Origin of the sequence: Algoriphagus kandeliae (genome assembly GCF_004571135.1) — a bacterium.
GTDB lineage: Bacteria > Bacteroidota > Bacteroidia > Cytophagales > Cyclobacteriaceae > Algoriphagus > Algoriphagus kandeliae.
This window is the reverse complement of sequence record NZ_SPSB01000004.1, coordinates 741,985-766,969: the sequence shown is the minus strand read 5'-3', so window position 1 is coordinate 766,969 and position 24,985 is coordinate 741,985. Positions and strand designations below refer to the sequence as shown.

18 protein-coding genes are annotated in these 24,985 nt (G+C 41.9%); 9 read left to right on the top strand and 9 right to left on the bottom strand.

The window, feature by feature from the left end; all coding sequences use genetic code 11:
- Positions 1–76: 76 nt before the first annotated feature.
- On the top strand, positions 77–1,042 hold the full coding sequence (locus tag E4S40_RS15620) for an alkaline phosphatase family protein (protein WP_135076282.1): 966 nt from the start codon (positions 77–79) through the stop codon (positions 1,040–1,042).
- Positions 1,043–1,075: 33 nt separating this feature from the next.
- On the opposite strand, the gene E4S40_RS15615 is transcribed toward E4S40_RS15620, so the two are convergent.
- Positions 1,076–2,620, bottom strand: coding sequence for a M20/M25/M40 family metallo-hydrolase (locus E4S40_RS15615; RefSeq protein ID WP_135076279.1), 1,545 nt, complete (start codon positions 2,618–2,620; stop codon positions 1,076–1,078).
- Positions 2,621–2,813: 193 nt separating this feature from the next.
- Here E4S40_RS15615 and E4S40_RS15610 point away from each other — a divergent pair, with 193 nt between their 5' ends.
- Genes E4S40_RS15610 through E4S40_RS15585 form a run of 6 tightly spaced genes read left to right on the top strand, consistent with a single transcriptional unit; the run spans position 2,814 to position 9,342 of the window.
- Entirely contained in the window at positions 2,814–3,701 is an 888-nt protein-coding gene (locus tag E4S40_RS15610) for an EboA domain-containing protein (RefSeq protein WP_135076276.1), read from the top strand.
- Between the two features lie 42 nt (positions 3,702–3,743).
- Entirely contained in the window at positions 3,744–4,655 is a 912-nt protein-coding gene (locus E4S40_RS15605; RefSeq protein WP_135076273.1) for a TatD family hydrolase, read from the top strand.
- A gap of 3 nt (positions 4,656–4,658) precedes the next feature.
- Positions 4,659–5,567, top strand: coding sequence for a UbiA-like protein EboC (gene eboC / locus E4S40_RS15600; protein ID WP_135076270.1), 909 nt, complete (start codon positions 4,659–4,661; stop codon positions 5,565–5,567).
- Between the two features lie 49 nt (positions 5,568–5,616).
- Positions 5,617–6,765 (top strand): 3-dehydroquinate synthase, encoded by a 1,149-nt coding sequence (locus tag E4S40_RS15595; RefSeq protein WP_135076267.1) that lies wholly within the window; start codon positions 5,617–5,619, stop codon positions 6,763–6,765.
- A gap of 2 nt (positions 6,766–6,767) precedes the next feature.
- Entirely contained in the window at positions 6,768–7,970 is a 1,203-nt protein-coding gene (eboE, locus tag E4S40_RS15590) for a metabolite traffic protein EboE (RefSeq protein WP_135076264.1), read from the top strand.
- A gap of 1 nt (position 7,971) precedes the next feature.
- Positions 7,972–9,342, top strand: coding sequence for an alkaline phosphatase family protein (locus tag E4S40_RS15585; RefSeq protein ID WP_135076261.1), 1,371 nt, complete (start codon positions 7,972–7,974; stop codon positions 9,340–9,342).
- On the opposite strand, the gene E4S40_RS15580 is transcribed toward E4S40_RS15585, so the two are convergent.
- The 8 genes from E4S40_RS15580 to E4S40_RS15545 form a co-directional block, all read right to left on the bottom strand.
- A complete protein-coding gene (locus E4S40_RS15580) occupies positions 9,339–9,923 on the bottom strand; it encodes an HD domain-containing protein (RefSeq protein ID WP_135076258.1) in 585 nt (194 codons plus the stop codon). The two genes, E4S40_RS15585 and E4S40_RS15580, sit on opposite strands and share 4 nt — an antisense overlap.
- Positions 9,920–10,816: a YitT family protein gene (locus tag E4S40_RS15575; RefSeq protein ID WP_135076255.1), complete on the bottom strand. Its 897-nt coding sequence runs from the start codon at positions 10,814–10,816 to the stop codon at positions 9,920–9,922. The genes E4S40_RS15580 and E4S40_RS15575 overlap by 4 nt, the downstream gene beginning before the upstream one ends.
- A gap of 196 nt (positions 10,817–11,012) precedes the next feature.
- Positions 11,013–14,624, bottom strand: a complete 3,612-nt coding sequence (locus E4S40_RS15570) for an amidohydrolase family protein (protein ID WP_135076252.1) — start codon at positions 14,622–14,624, stop codon at positions 11,013–11,015.
- Between the two features lie 96 nt (positions 14,625–14,720).
- On the bottom strand, positions 14,721–15,467 hold the full coding sequence (locus E4S40_RS15565; protein ID WP_135076249.1) for a DUF6090 family protein: 747 nt from the start codon (positions 15,465–15,467) through the stop codon (positions 14,721–14,723).
- A 32-nt stretch (positions 15,468–15,499) separates the two neighbouring features.
- The gene (locus E4S40_RS15560; RefSeq protein WP_135076246.1) at positions 15,500–16,549 is read right to left on the bottom strand and encodes an adenylate/guanylate cyclase domain-containing protein; all 1,050 of its coding nucleotides are present in this window, start codon (positions 16,547–16,549) and stop codon (positions 15,500–15,502) included.
- Between the two features lie 7 nt (positions 16,550–16,556).
- Positions 16,557–16,940 carry a response regulator gene (locus E4S40_RS15555; protein ID WP_135076243.1) on the bottom strand — a complete coding sequence of 128 codons (384 nt, stop codon included), beginning with the start codon at positions 16,938–16,940 and terminating at the stop codon, positions 16,557–16,559.
- Complete coding sequence (locus E4S40_RS15550) at positions 16,937–18,307, bottom strand: ATP-binding protein (protein WP_135076240.1); 1,371 nt, start codon at positions 18,305–18,307, stop codon at positions 16,937–16,939. The genes E4S40_RS15555 and E4S40_RS15550 overlap by 4 nt, the downstream gene beginning before the upstream one ends.
- On the bottom strand, positions 18,304–21,891 hold the full coding sequence (locus tag E4S40_RS15545) for a two-component regulator propeller domain-containing protein (protein WP_161971818.1): 3,588 nt from the start codon (positions 21,889–21,891) through the stop codon (positions 18,304–18,306). The genes E4S40_RS15550 and E4S40_RS15545 overlap by 4 nt, the downstream gene beginning before the upstream one ends.
- A gap of 455 nt (positions 21,892–22,346) precedes the next feature.
- Here E4S40_RS15545 and E4S40_RS15540 point away from each other — a divergent pair, with 455 nt between their 5' ends.
- Complete coding sequence (locus E4S40_RS15540; RefSeq protein ID WP_135076233.1) at positions 22,347–23,549, top strand: FIST signal transduction protein; 1,203 nt, start codon at positions 22,347–22,349, stop codon at positions 23,547–23,549.
- 6 nt (positions 23,550–23,555) lie between these two features.
- Entirely contained in the window at positions 23,556–24,896 is a 1,341-nt protein-coding gene (locus tag E4S40_RS15535; RefSeq protein ID WP_135076230.1) for an adenylate/guanylate cyclase domain-containing protein, read from the top strand.
- The last annotated feature ends 89 nt before the right edge of the window (positions 24,897–24,985 follow it).

Sequence of the window (24,985 nt, the reverse complement as noted above, 5' to 3'; positions counted from 1 at the left end):
TCTGGTATCAAGTATCAAGAAAATGGAGGTTTAGTTTGAGTCGCCTATTTATTTTAGAAGTAAACCGATTATATCCATGGAAGCTCGAGTTTTCATTGTTTTTCTGATTTGTCTTTTACCTGTTTTTGGATTTTCTCAGGGAAAGAAGGTAGTATTTATCATTTTGGATGGCATTCCGGCGCCAGAATTGGAAGGTGTAGAAACCCTCAATATGGATGAGATCGCAAAAATGGGAGGTTATGCCCGTGCCTTTACCGGAGGTGAAAAGGGTGGTATATCCGAGACTCCAACTATCTCTGCTGTAGGATATAATTCACTGCTTACAGGTACTTGGGCGAATAAACACAATGTTTGGGATAATGATATTGAATCTCCGGATTATGCCTATTGGTCCATTTTTAGGCTAATGCGTGAAGCTAGTCCAAAATCAAAACTAGCCATATTTTCTACCTGGGAAGACAATCGAACCAAGCTCCTTGGAGAGGGAATGAGTGAGACGGGTAATTTGAAATTGGATTTTGTTTTTGATGGTTTTGAAAAGGATACTATGCGCTTCCCACATGATACGGAGAAGAGCTATATCCAGAAAATTGATAATCTTGTCTCCTATGAGGCAGCTCATATCTTGAAGAATCAAGCCCCCGATCTTTCCTGGGTATATCTGGAATTTACAGATGATATGGGGCATCGCTATGGGAAAAGCCCGCAGTTGACTTCAGCCATCGCATTGGCGGATCGCCAGGTAGGTAGAATCTGGGAAGCTATTCAGTTTCGGGAGAAAAACTTCGGAGAGGAATGGCTGATTTGGATTACCACCGATCATGGCCGAAGGGCTCCCAATTACAAAGATCATGGGGGACAAAGTGATTCAGAAAGGGAAATCTGGATGCTAACAAACGTCTCCAATCTCAATGAAAAATTCTATTCAGGAAATGCCTCCATGGTGGATATCTTACCTACTATGGTTGATTTTTTGGAAATACCTGTACCGGAAAATCAACGGCAAAATTGGGATGGGACTTCCTTATTGCAGAAAAAATAAAGGCTCGAGAATCAGTCCCGAGCCTTTGGATTATTAATCCATTCCCCCTTTTCTCGTAGGGGAGCGCTGTGCAGGCCAGCTAGTAGGGTTACCATCTCTACCGATAGGAATTCTTCGCTCACGGGATACCATTTCAGGTTCCTCACTTGCCATGTACACCATGATTGCAGCGAGAATCACATTGTTTTGGACATCATCAAAGACGATTTTGTCGTAGGTGTCCAAGTTCGTATGCCAGGTGTAATTGAAATAAGACCAGCTAAGTGAACTTAAAGAAAAGGCCGGTACTCCTGCTGCAACGAATGAAGCATAATCGGAACCTCCGCCACCTGGATTTCCTGGGAAAGTAGTTTCGATATCTCGGGTGATTTCTCTTGGAACTTTAGACATCCATCTTCCCAAGTATTCATAACTGTGGATGAATCCTTGTCCGGAAACATTGGCAACTCTACCCGTACCATTGTCTTGGTTGAAAAGGGCCTGAATTTTACCCATCATTTCTGGATGATCTTCTACAAAAGCACGGGAACCATTCAAACCTTGCTCTTCAGAACCCCAATGTCCCACTAAGATGGTTCGCTTGGGATTTGGATAAACTTCTTTCAAAATCCTCATCACCTCCATCATCATGATGGTGCCCGTTCCGTTATCAGTTGCTCCGGTGCCTCCATCCCAAGAGTCAAAGTGTGCAGAAAGCATTACATACTCATCTGGTTTTTCAGTTCCTTTGATTTCTGCGATTGTGTTGAAGGTAGGCTGAACGCCGGTTTCTTTAGATTGTGCATTTAGATGAATCATCGGTTTTTTACCGCTATCAGCCAACCTGTATAGCATCCCGTAATCCTCCAAGGACAGATCCACGGTAGGGACTTTTTTAGTGTATGCTGAGAAGATTTTATTGGCACCAAATCCTCTAGACCAATAGCTAGTCAGGATTCCCAATGCTCCTGCATCTTCCAATGCTTGAGGTAATTCCCGACGGCCTAGTCCTGTTTTTTGAATTCTTCCTTGCCAAGCCCGTTCAAAAATTGTCCGTTCAGCTTTCATTTTTTCAAAAGACTCTTCCGTTGCCCATTCTTCCCAATTATAGTCTGGGCGACCAGTAAGCTGAGGAGCAGAAATCATCACATATTTTCCTTTTACATTAGGAAGCCAGGCTTGAAATGCGGCTGAATCCTGCAAGTCAGGAAGGATGATCACTTCTCCACTTGCTCCGCCTACGGGAGAAGCAGGTGACCAGGCCAGTTGAGTTCCGGCGAGCGACTTGACCCAAGGCTCCATCATATCGATGTGAGTTATACCTCGATCCCATCCGCGCCATTCACCCCATTGTTCATTCCGGGCTTCAATACCCCAAGATTGGTATTTTTCAACAGCCCAATCGTGGGCTTCTTGCATCTGAGGGGAGCCTACTAATCGAGGACCGATTCCATCCATTAATTCATGGGCAATTTCTTTCAGCTGGGAATTCTCCCGAGCTTCTTGGATGATTTTTTCAATAACCTCATCCTGTTGGGCTTGTGCCTGCATGCCGAATAGCAGCAGAAGCACCATTCCAAAAAGGTAGCGTTTTTTCATATTTCAAGGAGTTTAGAACTTAAAAGTATAGGAAGCTATTGAGAATTCTAAAACCACTGGTGGAAATGCCTGGAAGAATGAGTTTTTATGATTTTTTTCAGAAAGTCTCTTTTTCGCCCTCCATTCCTTGAAAAGGAGGTGGATTTTTTGTTGGGATTGAGTTTATTTACCTATTCGGAAAAAACGACCAACAATGAACCCAAAATCAGAGCTTTTAGCCTTTTTGAAAGAAATCATACAGAAGGAAGCAGATGAAAAGTCCATGAATTGGCTGGACGAAAAGTCTCAGAAAATTCAGGATTCAGGCTCAAAAAATGCATTCTACCTAGCATTCTCTCAGGCTTCACGGTTCTTTTCTAAAGACAAGCTTCTACTAAACCCTGAAACAAAGATAAAAGCAAATGCCCTTATTGATGGCTTTCAGCCTGAGTTTTGGAATGTGCTTCAAACAGCCAGAGCCTATCTGCTTCTTCATTTCTCCTTAGAAAAAGAGGAATGGTTAAAAGCCATCAATCAGCTTTTTGAAACAGGAGATTTGTATGAGCAGCAGGCACTTTATGCTTCATTGAATTTGATGCCTTTTTCCGAAGAAATGCTTCCAAGAGCGATTGAAGGTTGCCGGACCAATATGACCTTGGTCTTCGACGCCATCGCCTTGAATAATCCTTATGCCCCATCCCATTTCCCTGAATTAAATTGGAATCAAATGGTCCTGAAGGCTGTATTTATGCAGCGGCCACTTTACCGAATCCAGCAATTGGATCAGCGAAGGAATCCCGCCTTGGCAGAAATCGCCTCAGATTTTGCACATGAGCGTTGGGCCGCAGGTCGCAATGTGATGCCCGAGCTTTGGAGGTTGGTTTCTCCTTTCATAAATGAAAAGTTTATGGGGGATTTAGAGAAAGTGATGAGCTCCGAAGATTTGCTGGAAAAAAAAGGAGGTGCTTTGGCACTTCACCATTCAGATTTTGCCCCCGCGAAGGAATTGTTGAAAAAATACCCGGAATTTATTCATGGGATTGAAAAAGGAGCAATTTCTTGGGAAGAAATCGGTCAGGAATATCAAGAAACTAGAGTCTAAAGGTAGACTTCAAAAAAATTATTAACTCAAATCAGTAACAAGATGCCCATGTATATAGACCCCCATATTCACTTAGTCTCCCGAACTACGGATGATTATGAAGCCATGCACAAGGCGGGGATAGTTGCCACGATCGAGCCTGCCTTTTGGTTGGGTCAACCTCGTACGGAAGTTGGAAGTTTCAAGGATTATTTCAGCACTTTGGTTGGTTGGGAGCGTTTTCGAGCTAGTCAGTTTGGGATCGTTCATTATTGCACCATGGGTTTGAATAGTAAAGAGGCGAATAATATCCCCTTGGCAGAGCAGGTGATGGAATTGCTTCCCCTTTATGTTGGAAAAGAAGGGGTTGTTGCCATCGGCGAAATCGGATATGATGATCAAACAGAGGCAGAGGATCGATTTTACCGAGAGCAATTAGAATTAGCTAAAGAGGTGGATTTGCCAGTCCTTATCCATACGCCCCACCGGGATAAGAAGCGCGGAACAACTCGCTCCATGGACGTAGCTGAAGAACATGGAATGGATCCAGGATGGATTATTGTAGACCATAACAATGAAGAAACAGTGAAGGAAGTGTTGGACCGAGGATATTGGGCTGGGTTCACTATTTATCCTCACACCAAAATGGGTTCTGAGCGAATGGTTGAAATCGTCAAGCAGTACGGCCCGGAGCGCATCATTGTCAATTCAGCCGCAGATTGGGGAATTTCAGATCCGTTGGCAGTTCCTAAGACAGCCGATTTGATGCGAAAAATGGGTATTCCTGAGGAGCATGTTCAAATGGTAACCTACAAAAATGCGCTAACAGCTTTTTCACTTTCAGGCCAAATGCATGAGGATGACTGGTTGAAAGCTCCGCCTATCGATCAAACCAAAAAAATGAGTGGGAATTCTGTGCTTCGTGGAGGCCAAGTACCACGGGTAGAGGGACCGTCAGATCGAGTAGAAAATTAACCCATGAGAGGGAAGCTTTTTGCTTACTTGCAAATTACCCGTCCAGCCAATGTAGTCACTGCCGTGGCTGATGTCTGGGCGGGTTTTGCTATTGCCGGAGGATGGAGCTATTTAATTGCGACTTGGAAAGATGATTCAGGCTTTTGGCTTAATCTCTTGTGGCTTTCCATCAGTACGATTGGTTTGTATGGTGGAGGAGTTGCATTTAACGATATCGCAGATGCGGAATTGGATGCGGTAGAGCGTCCGGAACGCCCCATTCCCAGCGGTCGAGCAAAAAAATCCACAGCTATTTTAGTAGCTAGTATTCTCTTGATTTTTGGTGTATTAGCAGCTTTTCAGGTAAATCAACTTGCAGGGATTTTGGCTATTGCGATTAGCTTTTGCGCCCTAACCTATGATTACTGGGGAAAGCATCAGAATATTTTTGGTCCCATTAACATGGGGCTATGCCGGGCTGGGAATCTATTGCTTGGAGTGGCCGTGGCACCGGAAGTTTTGGAGAAAGTATGGCCCATTGGAATACTTCCTTTGATTTATGTCGCGGCGATTACCATGGTGAGTCGGGGAGAAGTGCATGGGAAAAATAGACGAGCTCTCTTCGCTGGCTTGGGGATGTATGCCTTTATTGTTGCCGGTATTTTTCTCTTAGCAAAAATTCAGGGACCAAATTATTGGCAGGTGATCCCCTTTTTAGCCTTGCTTTCTTACATGATTTTTCCACCGCTTATCAGAGCTATTCAAACTGAATCCCCACAATTAATCGGAAAATCGGTCAAAGCTGCCGTAATTTCTCTCATTATCGTGAATGCTTCATTAGCTGCCGCTTTTGAAAGCTGGGAGATAGGATTGGTTGTTTTGGCCTTATTACCCTTATCTTTGAGTCTAGCCAAAGCCTTTGCTGTAACCTAGATTTTGGCTTAAAAAGAAACTTTCACGGCCAAAGACCAATTATTTCCATATGGATACCATTCTTCAGCAGTCCTTTTCGGTTTCTTTCAATTATCCGGTTTGCTTTACAGAAAAACTCTTTTCTGCTGAAAATCCAGTTTTTGTAAATGTCTTGGAAAAAGGGAAGAAGGTAAAGACCTTTTTTGTGGTTGACAGTGGAGTTGTGGAGGCTTTTCCAAATTTGTTGGGAGAAATCAAAAATTACGCTTCCTATCATAAAGAGCGATTCTATTTGTGTGCTGAGCCGCTTGTAGTTCCGGGTGGAGAAGCTTGTAAAAATGATCCTGCGATTTATCAACAAGTCGTTCAAGCCACCAATGACTTTGGGATTGATCGGCATTCATACATCGTGGCGATTGGTGGAGGGGCTGTTTTGGATATGGTTGGCTTTGCCGCTGCCATTTCCCATCGGGGAATTAGACTGATTCGAATTCCAACGACTGTTTTATCCCAAAATGACTCAGGTGTAGGTGTAAAAAACAGCATCAATTACTTTGGGAAGAAAAACTACCTCGGAACTTTCACCACACCGATTGCAGTATTAAATGATTTTAATTTCCTCCAAACGCTTGATGATCGGGATTGGAGATCGGGGATATCTGAAGCTTTGAAAGTAGCTTTGATCAAGGATCTGGACTTTTTCGAATTGCTGGAGGCTAATGCTTCTGCCATGGCAAGGCGAGAAATCGAGCCGATGAAAACCCAAATAATCCGCTGTGCCCAAATGCATATGGATCATATCGCAGGAAAGGATCCATTTGAGTTTGGTTCCTCCCGTCCCTTGGATTTTGGCCACTGGGCAGCCCATAAATTGGAGCATCTCAGCAATTATCGAGTTCGGCATGGGGAGGCAGTTGCCATTGGAATTGCATTGGATTCTACCTATTCCCACCTCTTGGGTTGGATTAGTGAAGAGGATTTGAATCGAATTTTACAGGTTATTCAAACCTTGGGCTTTTCACTTTACGAGCCAGAGCTTTCAGGAGAAAATTTAATTCAGGGGCTTCGGGAATTTCAGGAGCATCTAGGTGGAGAATTGACCATTATGTTGCTCGAAAAGCTTGGAAAAGGAGTTGAGGTGCATGAAATGGATGAGCAGTTAATTCGGAAGGCGATTGAATTTTTACAGGTAAAAAGCCAAGAACCAAAGCTGATTTAAGCATGCAAGTCGGAAACTTTCAATTCAGCTATTGCAGTAACATACATCCAGGTGAAAGTTGGGAAGAGACTTTCGAAAATTTAAAATCCTATATTCCAAGAATTCGTGAAAATCTTCAATGTAAGGGAGCATTTGGGATAGGGTTAAGACTTTCTAATCAAGCGAGTTTGGAGCTGGAAAAGGAAGATCAATTAGCGGCTTTTAAATCTTGGCTCACTCAAGAGAATGCCTATGTTTTTACACTGAATGGCTTTCCTTATGGAGATTTTCATCATACCCGGGTAAAAGATCAGGTTCACTTTCCTGATTGGACAACTGATGATCGAAAAAATTATACAATCCGCTCTTTTCATATTCTAGCCCAATTGCTGCCTGATGGGATGAGTGGAGGGATTTCAACCTCCCCCATATCCTATCGACATTGGTTTAAAACTCAGGAGGAAAAGAATCAAGGCATGCAGGCAGCTACAGCTAATTTGATGGAGGTTGTTGCTGAACTTGCAAAAATCCATTCAGAAACCGGGAAATTCCTGCATTTGGATATAGAGCCAGAGCCGGATGGGATTCTAGAGAATTCTGATGAGATGATTTGGCTTTTTGATTCCTGGCTAATTCCTAAAGGTGCTCCGCTTCTTTCTGAAAAGCTTGGGATTTCCCTTTCTGAAGCGGAAAAATTGATTCGGAAGCATATTCAGGTATGCTATGACGTCTGCCACTTCGCGATTGTTTATGAGCATCCGGCTAACACTTTTGCCAAATTCACAAAGGCAGGAATAAAAATAGGCAAGATTCAAATTTCCGCTGCTTTGAAATTGGATTTGGGAAAGAATCGATCTGAAATTCACCAAAAGCTACTTCCATTCGCAGAATCGACTTACTTGCATCAAGTGGTGGGTAGAAAGGCTGATGGCAACCTTGTTTCCTATTCAGATTTGCCTGAGGCACTTAATGCAATTCAAGATGCGGAAGAAAAGGAATGGCGAATTCACTTTCACGTACCGCTGTTTGTAGAGTCCTATGGACAGTTTTTTTCGACTCAGAGCAGTATCTTAAATGTCTTAGCGGAGTTGAAAAATCATCCTGAATTGACAGAGCATTTGGAGGTGGAAACTTACACTTGGGAGGTTTTGCCGGATGAGATGCGTTTGGAATTAGGCGAGTCAATAAGTCGGGAATTGGAATGGATTCTTCAACGATTGGGATAAGATGAAAAAAACAGTTGTTCTTAATATCGTAGCATTGTCATCCAGAGTGATTGGGGAGCATACACCTTTTCTCAGTCAGTGGATTGCCAAGCATCAAAAGGCTATCGTCGAACCTGTTTTGCCAGCAGTAACCTGTTCGGCTCAATCTGTTTACCTAACCGGGAAAATGCCTTCCGAAAATGGAATTGTCGGGAATGGCTGGTATTTCCGGGATGAATGTGAAATTAAATTCTGGAGACAATCCAATCGCTTAGTTCGGGCTCCCAAGATTTGGGATAAGTTAAAAACTGAAAATCCCGACTTCACTTGTGCCAACATGTTTTGGTGGTACAACATGTATTCTTCGGTGGATATTGCGGTGACGCCGCGCCCACTTTATCCTTCAGATGGGCGGAAATTACCCGATTGTCACTCCCAACCGATGGAATTACGGGATAGACTTCAAAAAGAGTTAGGGCAGTTCCCTTTATTTTCCTTTTGGGGACCAAATGCTAATATTTCCTCTACCCAATGGATAGCAGAAGCCACAAAGAAGGTGGATCAATGGTATAATCCAACGCTGAATTTGGTTTATTTACCTCATCTCGATTATGGGCTGCAGAAATATGGATTAGATTTTTCAAAAATCGGTTCGCTTTTGAAAGAAGTGGATAAAGTAGCCGAGGATCTAATTACCTATTTTGAAAGTAAAGGAACACAAGTTCTGCTTCTTTCTGAATATGGCATTACCAATGTGTCTCAACCTATCCATATCAACCGATTGTTGCGATCAGCAGGCTGGATTCAGGTAAAGGATGAATTGGGCTTGGAAACTTTAGATGCCGGGACTTCTCAGGCATTTGCAATCGCTGATCATCAGATTGCGCATGTGCATATCCAAGATCCGAACGTTTTTGGTCAGGTTAAAAGTTTATTGGAGAATACTCCGGGGATTGAACTGGTACTAGACAAAAAGGCTCAGGCAAATTATGGTTTGGATCACCCTCGTTCGGGGGATTTGGTGGTTGTTGCGGATAAGGATTCCTGGTTTACCTATTATTTCTGGCTAGATGATAATAAAGCGCCTGATTATGCGCGCTGTGTGGATATTCATCGGAAACCCGGCTATGATCCAGTGGAATTATTTTTAGATCCAGAGATTAAAATTCCATTGCTAAAAGTGGGGTCAAAGGTTTTGAAGAAAAAGTTGGGATTCCGATACCTTATGGATGTGATTTCATTAGATGCCTCGCTGGTAAAAGGCTCTCATGGAAGAATTCCCGAAGATGATGCGGATAAACCGATTTTCGTTGGATATGAAAATCTTGTGAATTCAGAGAAAATTCAACCGACAGAAGTTTTTGATCTAATTTATCAGGCTGTTAAAAGTTAGAGAACCTTTAATTTTTCTTTAACAGACTCGATGTTTTCCTGTTTTTTGGGCTCTCTATATTTTTTGCAGTAATCTGTATGATAATGGTGTTTTTCTAAAAAAGTCAGTTGTAATTCATTCCAAGCTTGTTCTGAAAGGGAAGAGTTAAAATGAAGTAATTCTTCATACAAGGCATTTCCTTGTCGCTCAAAATCATCAGTTCCTAAATACTCCAAATCGGCATCAGCCATGATTCGCTCGAGCTGATTGGTTGGAGATTGTGGGATTTTTGTGGCCATAATCATCCCATGGATTTTTTTCAAATCATCTTTTGAAACCAAATCTTTGAGATATTCAGTGGCAATGCCACATCCAATTTCCTCATGGTTTTTAGGATTTTCGATAAATCCTGTATCGTGAAAAAGTGCAGCTAGCTGAAGAAGTTCCACTTCTCCTTTACTAATTTTTTCGATTCCGGCTAAAAATAGGGCCTTTTCGGTCACGTATTGGGTATGAGCCGGATTGTGGTATGTCAGGTAAGCTGGAAGTTGTTCCAGGATTTCCCGATAAACGCGTTCTTTTATTTGATTAAAGTCAATCATATGTGCTTTTTCCCCACTTTTTTGATGACACCACCCTTGACTTCCTTAATTGTCTGGACGTAAAAGAAAGCTTTCGGGTCTATTTCTTGAATCGCCAATTTCAGCCGGTGGACTTCCAATCGAGTAACTACCGTCATGATAATATCTACCGGATGATGGATGTGAAAGGTCTCTGGAAGATACCCTCTTTCACCCTTATATACTGAAATTGCCTTCTTAAAATCTTTTACTATCAATTCTTTGACCAATTCGTCTTCTTTTGAAATAATTGTTAGGGCAGTGTACTCTTCAAAGCCCTCCACGACATAGTCAGTAGTCTTAATAGCTGTAAAATACGTTAAAATTGAATACATAGCAGGCTCTATCCCAAAAACAAAGGCTGCGGATAGCATAATCAATGAATTCAGAAATACCGTGATCTCGCTTGCAGTCAAGGCGGAGTTCTTGTGAAAATACTCTGTAATGACTTCGAATCCATCAATTAATCCACCTCCTCGGATTATAAGACCAATGCCAGTTCCCATTAAAAATCCTCCAAAAACCGCAATCAAAACTTTATCCTCGGTAACCGTAGGAACTTCCAAAAAATGGAGGACAATAGTCAAAAGAAAAATGGACATACCGCTTTGAATGGCAAATGTTCTGCCTATCATTCGCCAAGCCATAAATAAGAATGGAAGGTTAAGCAGCACCAATAATAAGTTAAGGTCTATTCCAAAGCCTAGATTCACCAGAATGGCAATACCCGTAACTCCTCCGTCCAAAAAACTGTTGGGGAGCATGAATGCCTCCAAGGCAATAGCTGCCAAAGCAACGCCTGCAATGGTATAGGCAAGAGAGTGAGGTGAAAGGATGGATTTCCAATCGATAGGTTGTTTCGAAAGTTTTGTCATCCTTTAATTAGTTGATAAAATCCTCACGGGTATTTGAATAAATCCTTTTCAAAAGGGTGGTTTTCAATAAAGTAGATTTAAGAAAATAATAATTTAGTAGTTTCCCAAGAAAGAATTCAAATATTTTATGGAAAAGCATAAATTATTGGATTGAAACTAATCAGCCATCCTGAATTTTCAGGATGGCTGAATAATATTAATGCTCTAAGCTGGTAGTGACTTTTGGTGCCTCCTTGGTCCAAGAACTTACATCCAATTTCCGTGGAGTAGGAAGAATTTCATCCAACGTATTTCCATCGTAAACTCTTCCATCTTTCACTACATGTGTGATGGTGTTGGTGTTTCGGATATTCTCAAGTGGATTTTCGGATAAGATGACTAAGTCAGCTAATTTTCCGTTTTCGATACTTCCGAGCTCTTTGTCCAATCCCAGTGCTTCAGCGCCAAGGATAGTGGCCGTACGAAGTGCATCCATATTACTCATGCCGCCACTTGCCACGGACCAAAGTTCCCAATGATATCCTAGACCCTGCAATTGGCCATGGGAACCAATACCTGCCAATCCACCTCGTTTCACAATATCATTGATTCCTCTTGCATGATCCTCAAAGACATGGTCCTCAGGGGCAAACCAACCTCCAAGTCCTCCCACTCTTCTACGGGCTTTGGAGTTCATTTCATTGTATGGAGTAAATCGGTTCAGTTTTGGATCGTGAAGTGGACTTTCCGTAGTGTAGTAATAATTCTCTGCCCAAGGACCACCATAAGCCACTAATAGGGTAGGAGTCACAGCCATTTTACTTTCAGCAATAGTGTGAGTCACATCCGAATAAAGTGGATAGATCGGAATCGCATGCTCATGACCCGGATATCCATCAAATAATTGAGTCATGTTGAGTTTGAAATCCAAGCCACCTTCAGTAGTAGGCATCAGCTTTTGCTCTTTGGCGGCCATGATGACCCATTGTCTATGTTGTCTGTTACCCACCAAATACATTTTGATGTATTGGGTATTGTAGTACTTGGAGTATTGCTTCAGCACGTTTTTGGTCTGCTCTAGAGACTTCAGATTGTACATCCAATAACCTACACCTGGTCCGGTGGAATATACTCTCGGTCCAGGAATCATACCTGCTTCAACCATATCCGCATAGGTTAACACATCAGTGGTTGCTGTCTGTGGATCTCTCGTGGTGGTTACTCCATAGGCTAGGTTGGCAGCATAGATCCAAACTGTATTTTTATGAAGATTCCATGTTGGCCACATGTGAGCATGGGTATCAACAAATCCAGGCGTTACTGTTTTCCCAGATAAGTCAACGACTTCTGCTCCTGCTGCATCAAGTGTTCCGGTTGCTCCAACTGCTTTGATTCGGTTGTTCTCTATCAGGATGTCACCTCTTTCAATGACCTCATCATCCTTCATAGTGATGATTCGAGCATTTTGAAGTAGGATTTTTCCGCTAGGAATATCCTTCGCGAAGTAAACCTTCACCTGGTACTCTTCAGGTTTGTAGGTTTCTTTCTCTTTTTGCTGTGCTTTGTAAATACTATCAGCCTTTGCTAATTCTTTATCTGCTTTGAATAGAGAATCAATTCGTTGTTTTTCAGCTTTTGCTAGTGAGTCAGCCAATTTTACAGCTTCCTCGCCTTGGGCTTTTAAAGCTGATACGCTGTCTGCTGCTAGCATTTTTGCTTTTTCAGCGCTTTCTACTGAATCTTCCACAAATTCAGCTCTAGCGATATCATAGACCCAATGACCATTTCCTAATGACCAATGGACTTTTTCTCCATTGGCTTCCCAAGCTGGCCATTCGCCTCCGATTTCTGTGAGTTGTCGGGAAGGAAAGCTGCTGGATTTAGGATCGGCTACATTAATGCTCGGAGTCTTTCCTACTTGAGGGATGGTCACTACATAGACATTATTATTTACCTGAGCCAAAGCCTTGTTTCCTTTCGGAGCCATCAAAATGGTACTTGCACTTGCTGGACTCATTTGAGGTTCCTGTGCAGAAACTCCTTCAGGAAGCATACAATAATTCAATGAGCTGGCATTTGAAAAAGGCTTGCCCATGACGTAGCGATAGTCTGCAAGTTCCGCGTGCTCGTGATCATCATGAGAATCCAATACAGAACCAAAAGGAGTGATTCCGGTGATTTTAGCATGGGTTTTCTCATCTGTTCCATCCCATTGTATACTGAGAAGGGTGCCTCCCGGTCCGTTCAAATAAATTCTCGAAGTATCTTGAGTAAAGTGCGCATTTCCAATACCTCGAGCATCACGGATTTTCCGAACCGTTCCTCCTGAAGCAGGAATCCAAGCTAAAATGGATTCTGCACCACTGATCCCAGGTCCTTCCGAATCTTCCATCAAGCGCTTATCTCCTTTGAAAACCACGATTTTTCCATTTGGTCCCCAAACTGGACCCATGTAAAGTGCACTTTCCTGGGTCAACTTAGTTACCGCACCACCTCTTCCAAAGCTTGCTTTGTATAGATGCCCTCCTTCTTTTTCATCCCAAGTGGTAAATACCAATTGGGTTCCATCAGGGCTCCAAGAAGGCATGGCTTCGGTAAAATCATGATTACTTACCCGCTTAGGCTCTCCGTTAGGGAAGTCCATGACGTATAGTCGATTCAAAGCTGTAAATGCGAGTTTTTTTCCATCAGGAGAAGGTACTCCATCGCGGATTTGTGTGGCAAGTTTGGCGGTGGTGTCTTTTACTTCATAATTGAAATAGAGGCGAGGCCCCATAGCCAATTTTACATCTGCCTCAAATGGGATTTCTACCGCAGAACTTCCGTCAACAGGGATCCTCCAGATTTTTCCACCGTAGGAAGCAATGACATTTTTACTATCTGGTGTAAAGGCCATTGCTGGCAGAACACCTTGTGGTGCGATGGATTCCTGTTCATCTCGCTGCACAGGGTAGGCGAGCCATTTTTCTTCGCCAGAATTCAAATCACGAATCACTAAGCCGGTCTTATCATCCCATCTCGAACCATAAACCAACCAATTTCCATCGGCGGAAAGAGTTGGGGTAAATGCTGATCCGTAACGGGAAGTGATGCTGGTAATTTTACCTTCTTCCAGATCATAAGTTCCGACCTGATACTGTGGAAGCATAGCATTGTAATTCCAGGAACCTGTTCGATGGGAGAAATAGATTTTTTTTCCATCTGGGCTGACAAATGGATCGATGGTCTTCATGGAGCTTGGATCCGGATTAAGTTGGATTCCTCCGCCACCATCTTTGTGATACATCCAAAGTTTAGTGATTCTACGGCCTTTGGCTACCACAATGTAATCCCCATCTGGAGTCCAATCAGCTCCCGGCACATCACCGTTTTTGTCTTTGGTGATTTGGACGGTGTCTTTTTTGACTAGGTCTATGTACCAAAGATTATCGTTTCCAGCCCGGTCAGATGTGAAAAGTATTTTTTCTCCATCTGGTGAAAATCGGGGGTGTGTCTCATAAGCTATCCCTGTGGTGATAGGAGTAGCTTTTCCTCCTTCGATTGGAATGGTGTAGATGTCTCCCATCAAGTCAAAGGCAATAGTTTTTCCGTCTGGACTGACATCCAAACTCATCCAAGTCCCTTCTTGGGTAGTGAATTTTACTTCCCGCTCAGGTTTGAGAGGAAGATCCTTGAATTTAGGATAGTCAAGAGAATCTTTTTTGGTGCTGTCACTTTGGAGGATTTTTTCCAAAATTTGAGGTGCGTTTTCGGTTTTTGGGACAATAGCAGCGAAACTTATCGTAGCTCCTAAAGCCACCAAAAAAGCTGGTTGGGTGATTTTTTTCATATTGATTTGGGTTTTCGGCTGGATAATCTACTAGGAAAATTTCTAATTCTATGGAAATCTGAGTAGTGTACTCGAAATACCAAAGATTCATTCAATTTATCCATCAGTTTGTGAATCTAGGATTTCTTCATCTCCCTGTCTTATTAATTCTCTTTCAATTAATCCGATAAGGTTATCTAAAGCAGGAATTAAATTTTCAATCCTGCTTTTAAATATAAATGTGCTGTTTTTTTGAATTTGGATCAGATGCAAAAACTCATCTTTGTAGATCACCTTGGGATCAGAAATTTTATTCTGTATCGATTGCTCATTGTTGCTAAGCGTAACGATCATTCTGGAAGTGATTTGTTCCACCAAATCATTTTCCACAGATTCATCTGAGTTAATTCTTTCGAAAATTTTTTCCGTTCTGGGGATAATAAATTCATACAAATCTGCCATCTGAGAGCGGATGGAGTCATTGGATATTTTATCGATGCCACCCGATTTTATAGAGCCGTAGGTTCCTGAGTTATATTGAAAAAGAACCTCATAACGAAGTGCTGAAAAATACTGGTTTAGGGTATCCAAGTTTTCTTCCTTGGTTTGGCGAAACTCCAAAAGTCGGTTTGCTGCGTTTTGTTTATTGTTTAATCTTGGGATTTGATTAGAAAAGTATCGCTTATCTTTTTCCAGAGTATTTCTTAGCTCATGGAGCATTTTCAATTCATAATTCTTGAGTTTCCGCTCCTCATTCCAAGTGTTGATCTGTAAAGCGATTAAGATTCCAACCACAACCAAGAAAATTTCACCTACTGCATAGGCGAGGTACTTGGTAATCTGATTTTTTTGGACCAGAGACATTCGGAATTTTCGAAAGAAGGAAACCATCCAGACTATTTAATTTCAGAAAGTACCTCTAGTACTTTTACCGGTTGGGCTTTGTTCTTGAGCTTAAGTTCACCGATTTCTTGGAAAGAGAATTCGGTCATTACTGAATTGGCGTATTTTTCTAAAAGTAAAATCTGTCCTGGGTTTGCGGCAGATTGAAGTCGGGCAGCGACATTGACGGCATCTCCAATTACTGTATAATCCAAACGTTTCAAGGATTTGGATCCGATGTTTCCAGAAACCATTTCGCCGGTGTTGATCCCTATGGAAACTTCCGGTTTGAATTTGTTTTCCTTCGAAAATGCCGGCATTTCTTCCATTTTTTCTCGAATTGCCAAGGAGGTTCGAATGGCCCGAGCAAAGTGGTTTTCACCCTGAAAAACTGCCATTACCGCATCTCCAATGAATTTGTCCACGCTTCCCTGCTCATTGATGATTTCCTTGACCATCAAATCAAAGTAATCGTTCAAGAGGTTGACAACTACGTTGGGTTCTTCATTTTCGGAGATTTTGGTGAAGGCTACTAAATCAATGAAAACAACGGTGGCTTCAATGATTTCATTTTCCATGAGGCTGGATTCCAGTTCCTTATTTCCCATGAAATTTAGAACCGTCTCATCCACATACATTTTTAGAATATTGTTTTCACGTAGGGCTTTGAGTGTGGATTTAATTTGATTTCTATACTGAATGGTTTTGTCTAGAGTGATTTCCAGGTCTCTAAAGTCTACCGGTTTGGTGATAAAGTCAAAGGCACCAAGGTTCATGGCTGTTCGAATATTTTCCATATCTCCATAGGCAGAGATGATGACGGTTTTCAACAGGGAATTTTTCTCTTTCACCTTGGAAAGCAGAGTCAATCCGTCCATCTCGGGCATGTTGATGTCACTCAGGATCAAATCAACATCCGGATTCTCCTCGATTACTTCCAGGGCTATTCTTCCATTGAGGGCAAAAAGAAATTCCAGCTCCCCGCCTTTAATCCGCTTTCGGAACTTTTGTTTGATCAGGATTTCTAAATCCGCCTCATCATCGACTACCAGGATTTTAACCATAGCACGTTTATTTTTGACTTTCGATCAGCTTATTGACTTCCACTTTTAAGGATTCAAAATCAATAGGTTTGGTAAAAAATTCTTTAGCTCCGGATTGCATGGCCTTTTCATAATTCTGTGAATCCCCATAGGCCGAAATCATGCTGACCTGAATTTCTGGGAAATGGGATTTAACTTGGTTCAGCAATTCAAGACCACTCATCCCGGGCATATTAATGTCCGAAAACACATAGACCACCTTGGGCGGATGTTCCGAATCTAAAACTTTCAAAGCTTCTTCTCCTGAAAAGGCAAAAGCCAATTCCAATACACCGCTTTTTACTTCTTTTCGGAATTTCTGTCGAAAAAGAAGTTCTACATCTTTTTCGTCGTCTACAATTAAAATTTTCATGATTTTGTCGTTTGGGGGATGATAATTTCAAATTCGGTGAATTCTCCCGGTTTACTCTTTACTTTTAGATCGCCTCCATGCCCGTTTGTTATGATATCATAACTCATGGACAATCCTAACCCTGTTCCTTTACCAGTCGGTTTGGTTGTAAAAAAGGGTTGGAAGATTTTGGACTTGATCTCATCAGGTATGCCGTTACCGTTGTCCCGAACTGTAATTTTCACCCCGTTTTGGATTTTCTGGGTTTTGACCCAGACCGTCGGCATAAAGTCCGTTTGGCCTGCCTTTTCCAGTTCTTTTTTCTTCTCGTCTGCTGCATAAAAGCCATTATTGATCAAGTTCAATAAGACTCTACCGATATCACCAGGGACTATTTCAACTGGCTCGACATTTTCATCAAGTTCAATTTTAAAGTCCGCCGTAAAACTCTTGTCTTTTGCTCTCAACCCGTGGTAGGATAGCCGAAGGTACTCGTCCGTCAGAGCATTGATGTCTGATTTTTCCTTTTGACCCGAGTTGCTTCTACTATGGAGTAACATTCCTTTAACAATGGAATCTGCCCGCTTTCCATGGTGGAGGATTTTTTGAAGGTTTGCCTTCAAATCCTCTAGAATTTCCTTAGCATCTTCCTGATTTCCAGAATCCAGTTCTTCCTTAGCTTCGTCTATCAACTCTGCACTCACCTCTGAAAAATTGTTCACGAAGTTGAGTGGGTTTTGAATTTCATGGGCTATTCCAGCGGTTAGCTCTCCCAAGGATGCCATTTTTTCTGAATGAATCAGCTGATCCTGAGCGGATTTAAGTTCCTGAAGAGCTTTTTCCAATTCATTCTTTTTCTGGGTAATTTCTTTGGTTCGTTCCTGTACTTGCTTTTCCAATTGGGCCTTGAGGGCTTCGGTGACCTTGTATTCCCGTTCTTTTTGGAGGGTTTTCAAGCGCTCTTGCTCAAGCGCTTTTCGCTGTTTAGTGTTGTTGATCCACATCACAACGGCCCAAACAATCGCAAAGAAGGTGGCTGTGCTGTGATAAACCTCTATAGAATTGAAAAATGAAGGACTGATAAGTTCTAGAAACTCCTGTATAACGATCAGTCCCATCAAAGGTAACCAAGCATAGATCATCCCTTTTCTATGCTGAAGTTCTGGATTGCGAAGCGTCAAATAGACAATCAATGCTCCCAATCCAAAATTCAAGAATAGAGCAACCTGGGAAATGATCGGAATTCCTGAATTAGAAAATGCCCATAGGACGAAAGCCGCTATCATCCCCCCGTTGATAATCCGCTTCCACTCAGCAGAAACCTCAATAGGCCCCATTGGACGCCTGAGGTAGAACAATAAAATCAACAGGATGACTCCTAGATTCATAGCACTTCTGGTTTTTGGGTTGAGTTTAAAGGTAGGAATATAGTGAAAGTGGTATAAGAATCCGACCCCGTTTTGCTTTCTGCTGTTAATTCACCCTGATAGGACTTGACCGTATCGTAGCTTAAAGAGAGTCCTAGACCTGTTCCAAAACCAGTTGGTTTGGTTGTAAAGAAGGGCTGGAATATCTTCCCAATAATGTCTTGAGGGATTCCTGTTCCATTATCTGTGATCTTAATTTCGATTCCTTTCTTTGTTCGATGGGTACTGATTTTTACCCGTGGAATGTAATTAGGATCCTCGGTTTCCTTTGATTTTTCATGAACCGCATAGAAGGCATTGTTACAAATATTGATCAGAATCCGTCCGATTTCTTTTCGAATGACCTCTACTTCCGGAAGATTTGGTTCTAATTCCGTACTGTAATCAGCTTTAAAATCGGGTTCTTTTGCCCGAACACCATGGTAACTCAATCGGAGACATTCATCAGCCAGGGCATTGATATCGGTTGGCTCTTTGTTTCCTACACTGGCTTTTGAGTGTTGCAGCATGGCCTTTACAATGGCATCAGCTCGCATGCTATGTAGTGAAATCCGATCTAGGTTTTCCTTGATTTCTTGTGCTAAAGATTTAGCTTCATCATAATCCCCGCTTTGAATTTCTTCATTCATTTCATCCATCAGTTCATGGCTGACTTCGGAAAAGTTTTTGACAAAATTGAGTGGATTTTGAATTTCATGAGCAATTCCAGCGGTTAGCTCTCCCAAGGATGCCATTTTTTCAGCCTGTATCAATTGAGATTGAGTGGCTTTTAGGTTTTCATGGGTTTGGTTGAGCTCCTGATATGCTTTCTCGATTTCTTTGGCATGTGCCAGTTCTCGTTCTTTTGCTCTTTCCCTTTCTGCTTTCAGCAGTCGGTTTTTCTGGAAAAGGTGCATGGGATAAATCAGGGAAAGAAACAGCACCAAATAGAACGCATAAGCCCACCAGCTTCTATACCAAGGAGGAAGGATGGTGAAAGAAAAAGTAACAACATCACTCCACTCTGATGGCTGATCTATACTGTTTCCCGCATAGCGGGCTCGAACCCGAAACGTGTAATCACCTTCTTGAATATTGCCAAAGGTAGCGGATGTCCTACGTAAGATCGGGCTCCAATCAGACTCATAACCTTCTAGAATATGCTGATATTCGATCAGGTAGGGTTTTGCCAATTCATTTGTGCTAAATTCAATATTGATCTGATTATGTCTGTAGGGCAGCTCCAAATTTTCAGGAATTGGGATAAATGGGGTAATTCCATCCATTTTTACCCCCTCAAATTTTTCCTTCAACTCTTGTTTTTCAGCAGCAGGAAGCCTTCTGCCCAAAGTAATCAACTGGTCAGTAATGCTTGAGAAGGATTCAGAGCCCGAGCTTTCTGCCAATAAATGCCATGGGACCACCTCCTCATTGAGTCGGACCTGTTTGATTTCCACGATTGGAGGAGTAGAATCGGTCTGAATTCGACTCGGGTCCATTCGGACTAGCCCTGTCTTAACACTGCCCGTTCCTGCCCAAACCAATCCTTTGGAATCTAATAGCATCCCGTTTTGACCATCGGTAAGGTCTTTTACCGGGAAGCCAGTATCGGAATTGAAAATCTCAAAATTTCTGAGTTTTGGTTCTTGTTCGGGGTGGTATTCCAGTCTTGTGATCCCTTGATTTGTTCCTAGGGAAATTGCTTTTCCTGGCAAGTCTACTATCTGTAAAATAAAATTGTCTGGAAGGCCATCTTCGGTATTAAAGCTTTCAAAAGGATTGGCTTGAATTTCTTCTCCGGAAGTGATTTTGTTTTGAATCTCTCTTGGTAAAATGCTCAATCCATGCGTCGTTCCTATCCAGAGGTTTTTGGATTCATCCATTTCCAGCCTCACCACAGTTGGATCAATCAGGCCTTGATCTATTCCGAAATTGACAAAACTTTCTCCATCATATCGGCTGATCCCCCCGTCCAAAACTCCAAACCAGATTATTCCTTCACTATCTTCTTCAATGCTCGTAATAATCTCTCCAATTAAACCTTGGTCTTTGGTAAAGTGCTGAAAGCTTTCCCCATCAAAACGGCTGACTCCATAATCTGTACCTATCCAAATATCCCCTGACTGACTTTCAAAAAGAGAATAAATCTCATTGGAAAGGGGTCCTTGTTCAATACCGAGTTTTGAAATCTGATTTCCATCCAAAATACTGAGGCCATCACCTGATGTACCAAACCAGATTCGGTTTTGTTGGTCTTCAAGTAAGCTGTAAACAATATCCCCAGATAGACCCTGAGAAGAGGAATAGGTGGTAAATGATCTTCCGTCGTATTTACTGACACCCCAGCCATTGGTTCCAAACCACAAGTTGCCTTCGTGATCCTCCGTACTAGTCAAGACAATATTTCCAGCCAAACCCTGCTGATTGGTATAGCTTGTAAAACCCAAACCATCCAAGCGACTTACTCCACCTCCGTCAGTACAGAACCATAGCTTTCCTCGCTGATCTTTGACAATGTCCAGGACGCTGTTTCCTGCAAGCCCCTGTTCAGTAGTATAACTGATGATTTGATCTCCTTCAAATCGACTGACACCTGTCTCGGTAGCTATCCAAATCCATCCTTCTGAATCCTGATTAATGGCTCTGACTACATTTCCTGCCAATCCGTCTTTTTGCGTGAAGCAGGTGAATTTACCTCCTTCTAATCTGCAAACACCGCCTCCTAAAGTGCCTACCCAAATCTTTTCGGGAGATTCTGCAAAAATTGCTCGTATTCGATTGGAGGGGAGACCGCTTTCTTGCCCGAAGGAGGTTAAATTTTCACCATCATAGGAAAAAAAACCAGACCCATTGGTGCCTATCCAAAGAATTCCATCTGCATCAGTTGCCAAGCTAATAATGGCCTCTTCACCCAATTCTTCATTAAAAGGAGCCGGAGAAAAGTCATTTCCATCATATTGGATTAGTCCGGCACCATCTGTTCCCATCCAAATATTTCCTTCTTTGTCTTCTGACAAGGTATAGACGATGTCATCTCCCAATTCATTGTAGCCGAAATTTTGGAAGACTACTCCATCAAACTTACTTACTCCGCCCTCTACGGTTCCAAACCAAAGATTCCCTTGTGAATCTTCCAGAATATCACGTACGGCATTGCCGCCAAGTCCTTGACTTTCTGTGTATGTGAAGAACTCCAAACCATCAAATCTACTCACACCGCCACCGGCAGTACCGAACCAAATATGTCCTCGACTATCAACTAGGGCACAGTTGACCCCATCAATTGGGAGTCCTTCATCGGAAGTGTATTTTTTGAATTGGGCGATTCCCCCTTCTCCTAAAATGAAAGCTTTCCCAGTAGAATCCAGAAGTACAGAACCATCTTCATTTCTTAAAGCTTTAAAATCATTGCGCTGGGGAGGTTCAATTCCCCCTCTGGAGTAATTGGTTAAGAAAACCTGCTCCGGAGCGACAAGCTCAGCAATAGGGATTTTTTCAGGTTGATATTCTTTGGCTAATTCCCTAATAGAAATTCTGATTGGAGGCTCGGTTTTTTGAAAATCCACTTCCGAAAAATTCTCCTCCTGTGTGCTACAGGAAAAAAGGATTGTGCTTAATAACAGAATGTATGATAAAAAATACTTCATATAGAATCAAAAAAGAAAGGAATTGAGGAATACTCTATAGATGAAATTGAGGCGAAAAAAACTTTAAAATGGTACATCAGTCCTGGGATTGCGTAAAAATTTAAATTAGAGTGAAAACCGATTTCCTCCAATTTGTATTGGGAAAATACAAAAAGTATTTCAATTCTGTGAAAATCTCAGAAATAACTTAACTTACCAAAGATCAAACGGAACTTTCTAGTTTTTAGTGGTTTCGGATATTTCCGACAGGAGCTAACTATTTAATTTAATTAAATAAGATTTGGTCAATTTTTCAGGTCTTATTCTTATATTGACACAGACCTTTCTAGGCAAAATCATATTTTCAATTATTGTTTATCATCAATTTTTAACCCATGGAAACAAAAATTGGCGTAGGAGCCAGCAATCAAACCAATTCCTTTGCAGCCGGAAAAGAGGCTGCATCTCAAGCTATGAAAAACGGAAAAATCGAACGTCCCGATTTTGCCTTAATTTTTTGTGGCGGAAAACATGACCCCAGAGAGTTTTTGAATGGAGTCAATGAAATTATTCCAGATACCCCGAAGACAGGAGGATCCTCTTTTGGAATCATCACTGATGAATTTATCGGATATGATGGATTTGAAGTTGGAGTGACCATCTTCAGTTCCGATAAGATTCGATTTGAAGTTTTTGCAGAGGGAGATTTGAACAAAGATGAATATCAAGCAGGAATGAAGCTTGGTCAAAAAATCCAGTCTGCCATCAAGGATGATGCATGCGGGTTGTGGGTGTTTTATGATTCTTCCAAGCAGCAAAACCCTCCCATGCTCAATTTCGCGACTCCATTATTCGCTGCGATTGAGCAATTCATTCCTGAAGAGCTTTCGGTAGCAGGAGGAGGATTTTTGACTGATATGATGCTAAGTACTTGCTATCAATTTGTCAACAATGAGATTTATTCCCAGCATGTCGTAGGAATTTTGATTTCTGGAGCTTGCAAAATGGATACCGTCATTCTTCACGGATGCCAACCATGTAGTGATTACATCACCATCACAAAAGTTCAGGGACCGGTTGTTTTTGAGATAGAGAATAAGCCAGCCTTGGAAGTTATCGATGAATTGCTTGGTCCAGACCATGGTATTAATGTTAAGGATTTTGCCATGAATGTGACCCTTGGAGTCAACCGAGGTGATAAATTCGGAGATTTTCAGGAGAAGGATTATGCCAATCGATTGACTTTGGCTGTAGATGAGCCAAATAAGGCCTTGGTCATGTTTGAACCTGATTTGAAGGATGGAGCTGAGGTGCAATTAATGCGAAGAAATCTTGAACCAGATTATGTGGAGGAAGTTATCAATGAGTTGAAAGAACAAGCAGGAGATTCCAAACCAGTATTTTCTTTTTACATTAATTGCGGAGGCAGAGCAAAACCTTTTTCGGGTGTGAATTTTGAAGATGCCGAAGAAGTCCAAAAAGCCCTCAAAGGGATTCCATTATCCGGGTTTTATTCAGGAGTGGAAGCGGCTCGAGTGGGGGCGAATATTCAGCCACTGGATTGGACTGGGGTTTTATGCCTGATTTCAGAAGACTGATAATTAATGAGCTCCAACGAAAACAGCGACAGCGCACAGCGGGAAATAAATTACTACAAGGAAAGACTCAAGAAGCTCACCAGCTCCTACATGAGTCTGGAATATCGTAATGCCGATCTCTCAAAGGATGTGCTTCAGATGAGCGAGGGGCTCAAGGTTATCGCCGAACTTCAAAATCAAAAGGCTGAAAGCAAAATGGAAGAATTGCTCGAAAGCCTATCAGAACAAATCAACATCCGACTAAAAATGGATGTAACCCTGGTTTTAATTCCTGATGAAAAGGGGTCTTTTATTCATAGCCCGAAATTCATTAAGGCTTATGCAGGGTACCCAATAGAAAAAGTCAAATCTCTTTCCATAGCTATACCTCCTGATTTCTTCGAATCCAGGAGGTATATTATTTTCAATCAAGGAGCAGATGAGGATGACTTTGCTTCAAGTCTTCTAAAAGATTTTGATATGAGTCAGTTTCTTCTTTCGCCTATCATTCACAATCAACAGGTTTTTGGATATTTTTTTGTCGGAAGAAGATCACAACTCTTACAATCTGGTACTGGGATTTTGCCTTATCATCAAAACATTTTAGATGCGATGGGAGGGGTAGTTTCAGCTGTTCAAAATCAAATTGACAGGAATGTGATTCTAGAGGAGTGTGTAGAGGAAAGAACGAAAGAATTGAAGAAAGAGAAGGAATTGACAGAAGAACTTTTGTTGAATATCCTTCCCTATGAAACGACTCAGGAACTCAAGGCTACTGGCTATGCCAAGGCTAAGGATTACAATGTGGTCACTGTTTTATTTACAGATTTCAAAAACTTTACCCAGTTCAGTGCCGGGATGCCCTCTCATGAGCTAGTAGCTGAAATTGATTTTTATTACCGAGCCTTTGATCAAATCACGGCCAAACATGGTATTGAAAAGATCAAAACAATCGGTGATAGCTATATGTGCGCCTCGGGATTACCAGTGGTCAAAGAGCGACATGCCCAGGATGCGATCGATGCCGCCCTGGAAATTCGGGATTTTGTCAATCAAGTCAAGGAAGAACGAATTGCCATGGGGCGACCCTTTTTTGAAATCAGGATTGGGTTGCACAGTGGGCCTGTGATTGCAGGAATTGTTGGAATCAAAAAATTCGCCTATGACATCTGGGGAGATACGGTCAATGTTGCTTCCAGAATGGAGTCTTGTAGTGAAGCTGGGAAAGTAAACATCAGTAACGTTACCTACGAGCTAGTCAAAGATGAATACGATTTTGACTACCGAGGAAAAATAGAAGCAAAAAACAAAGGGGTCATTGACATGTACTATGTGGAAAGGAAGAAAAAGCCTGCCACTTCCAAATAGTTGATTGTTTCCTTTTATCATAATTAACCCAATTTTTTCCCGGATTCGATTCGGGAAATAGTCTTTTTTTATAATTCATAAAACCTAAC

What these genes read in the sequence shown, in the direction of transcription:
- E4S40_RS15620 (WP_135076282.1), top strand. Translation starts at nt 77, where the DNA reads ATGGAAGCTCGAGTTTTCATTGTTTTTCTGATTTGTCTTTTACCTGTT.
- E4S40_RS15615 (WP_135076279.1), bottom strand. Translation starts at nt 2,620, where the DNA reads ATGAAAAAACGCTACCTTTTTGGAATGGTGCTTCTGCTGCTATTCGGC.
- E4S40_RS15610 (WP_135076276.1), top strand. Translation starts at nt 2,814, where the DNA reads ATGAACCCAAAATCAGAGCTTTTAGCCTTTTTGAAAGAAATCATACAG.
- E4S40_RS15605 (WP_135076273.1), top strand. Translation starts at nt 3,744, where the DNA reads ATGCCCATGTATATAGACCCCCATATTCACTTAGTCTCCCGAACTACG.
- eboC (WP_135076270.1), top strand. Translation starts at nt 4,659, where the DNA reads ATGAGAGGGAAGCTTTTTGCTTACTTGCAAATTACCCGTCCAGCCAAT.
- E4S40_RS15595 (WP_135076267.1), top strand. Translation starts at nt 5,617, where the DNA reads ATGGATACCATTCTTCAGCAGTCCTTTTCGGTTTCTTTCAATTATCCG.
- eboE (WP_135076264.1), top strand. Translation starts at nt 6,768, where the DNA reads ATGCAAGTCGGAAACTTTCAATTCAGCTATTGCAGTAACATACATCCA.
- E4S40_RS15585 (WP_135076261.1), top strand. Translation starts at nt 7,972, where the DNA reads ATGAAAAAAACAGTTGTTCTTAATATCGTAGCATTGTCATCCAGAGTG.
- E4S40_RS15580 (WP_135076258.1), bottom strand. Translation starts at nt 9,923, where the DNA reads ATGATTGACTTTAATCAAATAAAAGAACGCGTTTATCGGGAAATCCTG.
- E4S40_RS15575 (WP_135076255.1), bottom strand. Translation starts at nt 10,816, where the DNA reads ATGACAAAACTTTCGAAACAACCTATCGATTGGAAATCCATCCTTTCA.
- E4S40_RS15570 (WP_135076252.1), bottom strand. Translation starts at nt 14,624, where the DNA reads ATGAAAAAAATCACCCAACCAGCTTTTTTGGTGGCTTTAGGAGCTACG.
- E4S40_RS15565 (WP_135076249.1), bottom strand. Translation starts at nt 15,467, where the DNA reads ATGTCTCTGGTCCAAAAAAATCAGATTACCAAGTACCTCGCCTATGCA.
- E4S40_RS15560 (WP_135076246.1), bottom strand. Translation starts at nt 16,549, where the DNA reads ATGGTTAAAATCCTGGTAGTCGATGATGAGGCGGATTTAGAAATCCTG.
- E4S40_RS15555 (WP_135076243.1), bottom strand. Translation starts at nt 16,940, where the DNA reads ATGAAAATTTTAATTGTAGACGACGAAAAAGATGTAGAACTTCTTTTT.
- E4S40_RS15550 (WP_135076240.1), bottom strand. Translation starts at nt 18,307, where the DNA reads ATGAATCTAGGAGTCATCCTGTTGATTTTATTGTTCTACCTCAGGCGT.
- E4S40_RS15540 (WP_135076233.1), top strand. Translation starts at nt 22,347, where the DNA reads ATGGAAACAAAAATTGGCGTAGGAGCCAGCAATCAAACCAATTCCTTT.
- E4S40_RS15535 (WP_135076230.1), top strand. Translation starts at nt 23,556, where the DNA reads ATGAGCTCCAACGAAAACAGCGACAGCGCACAGCGGGAAATAAATTAC.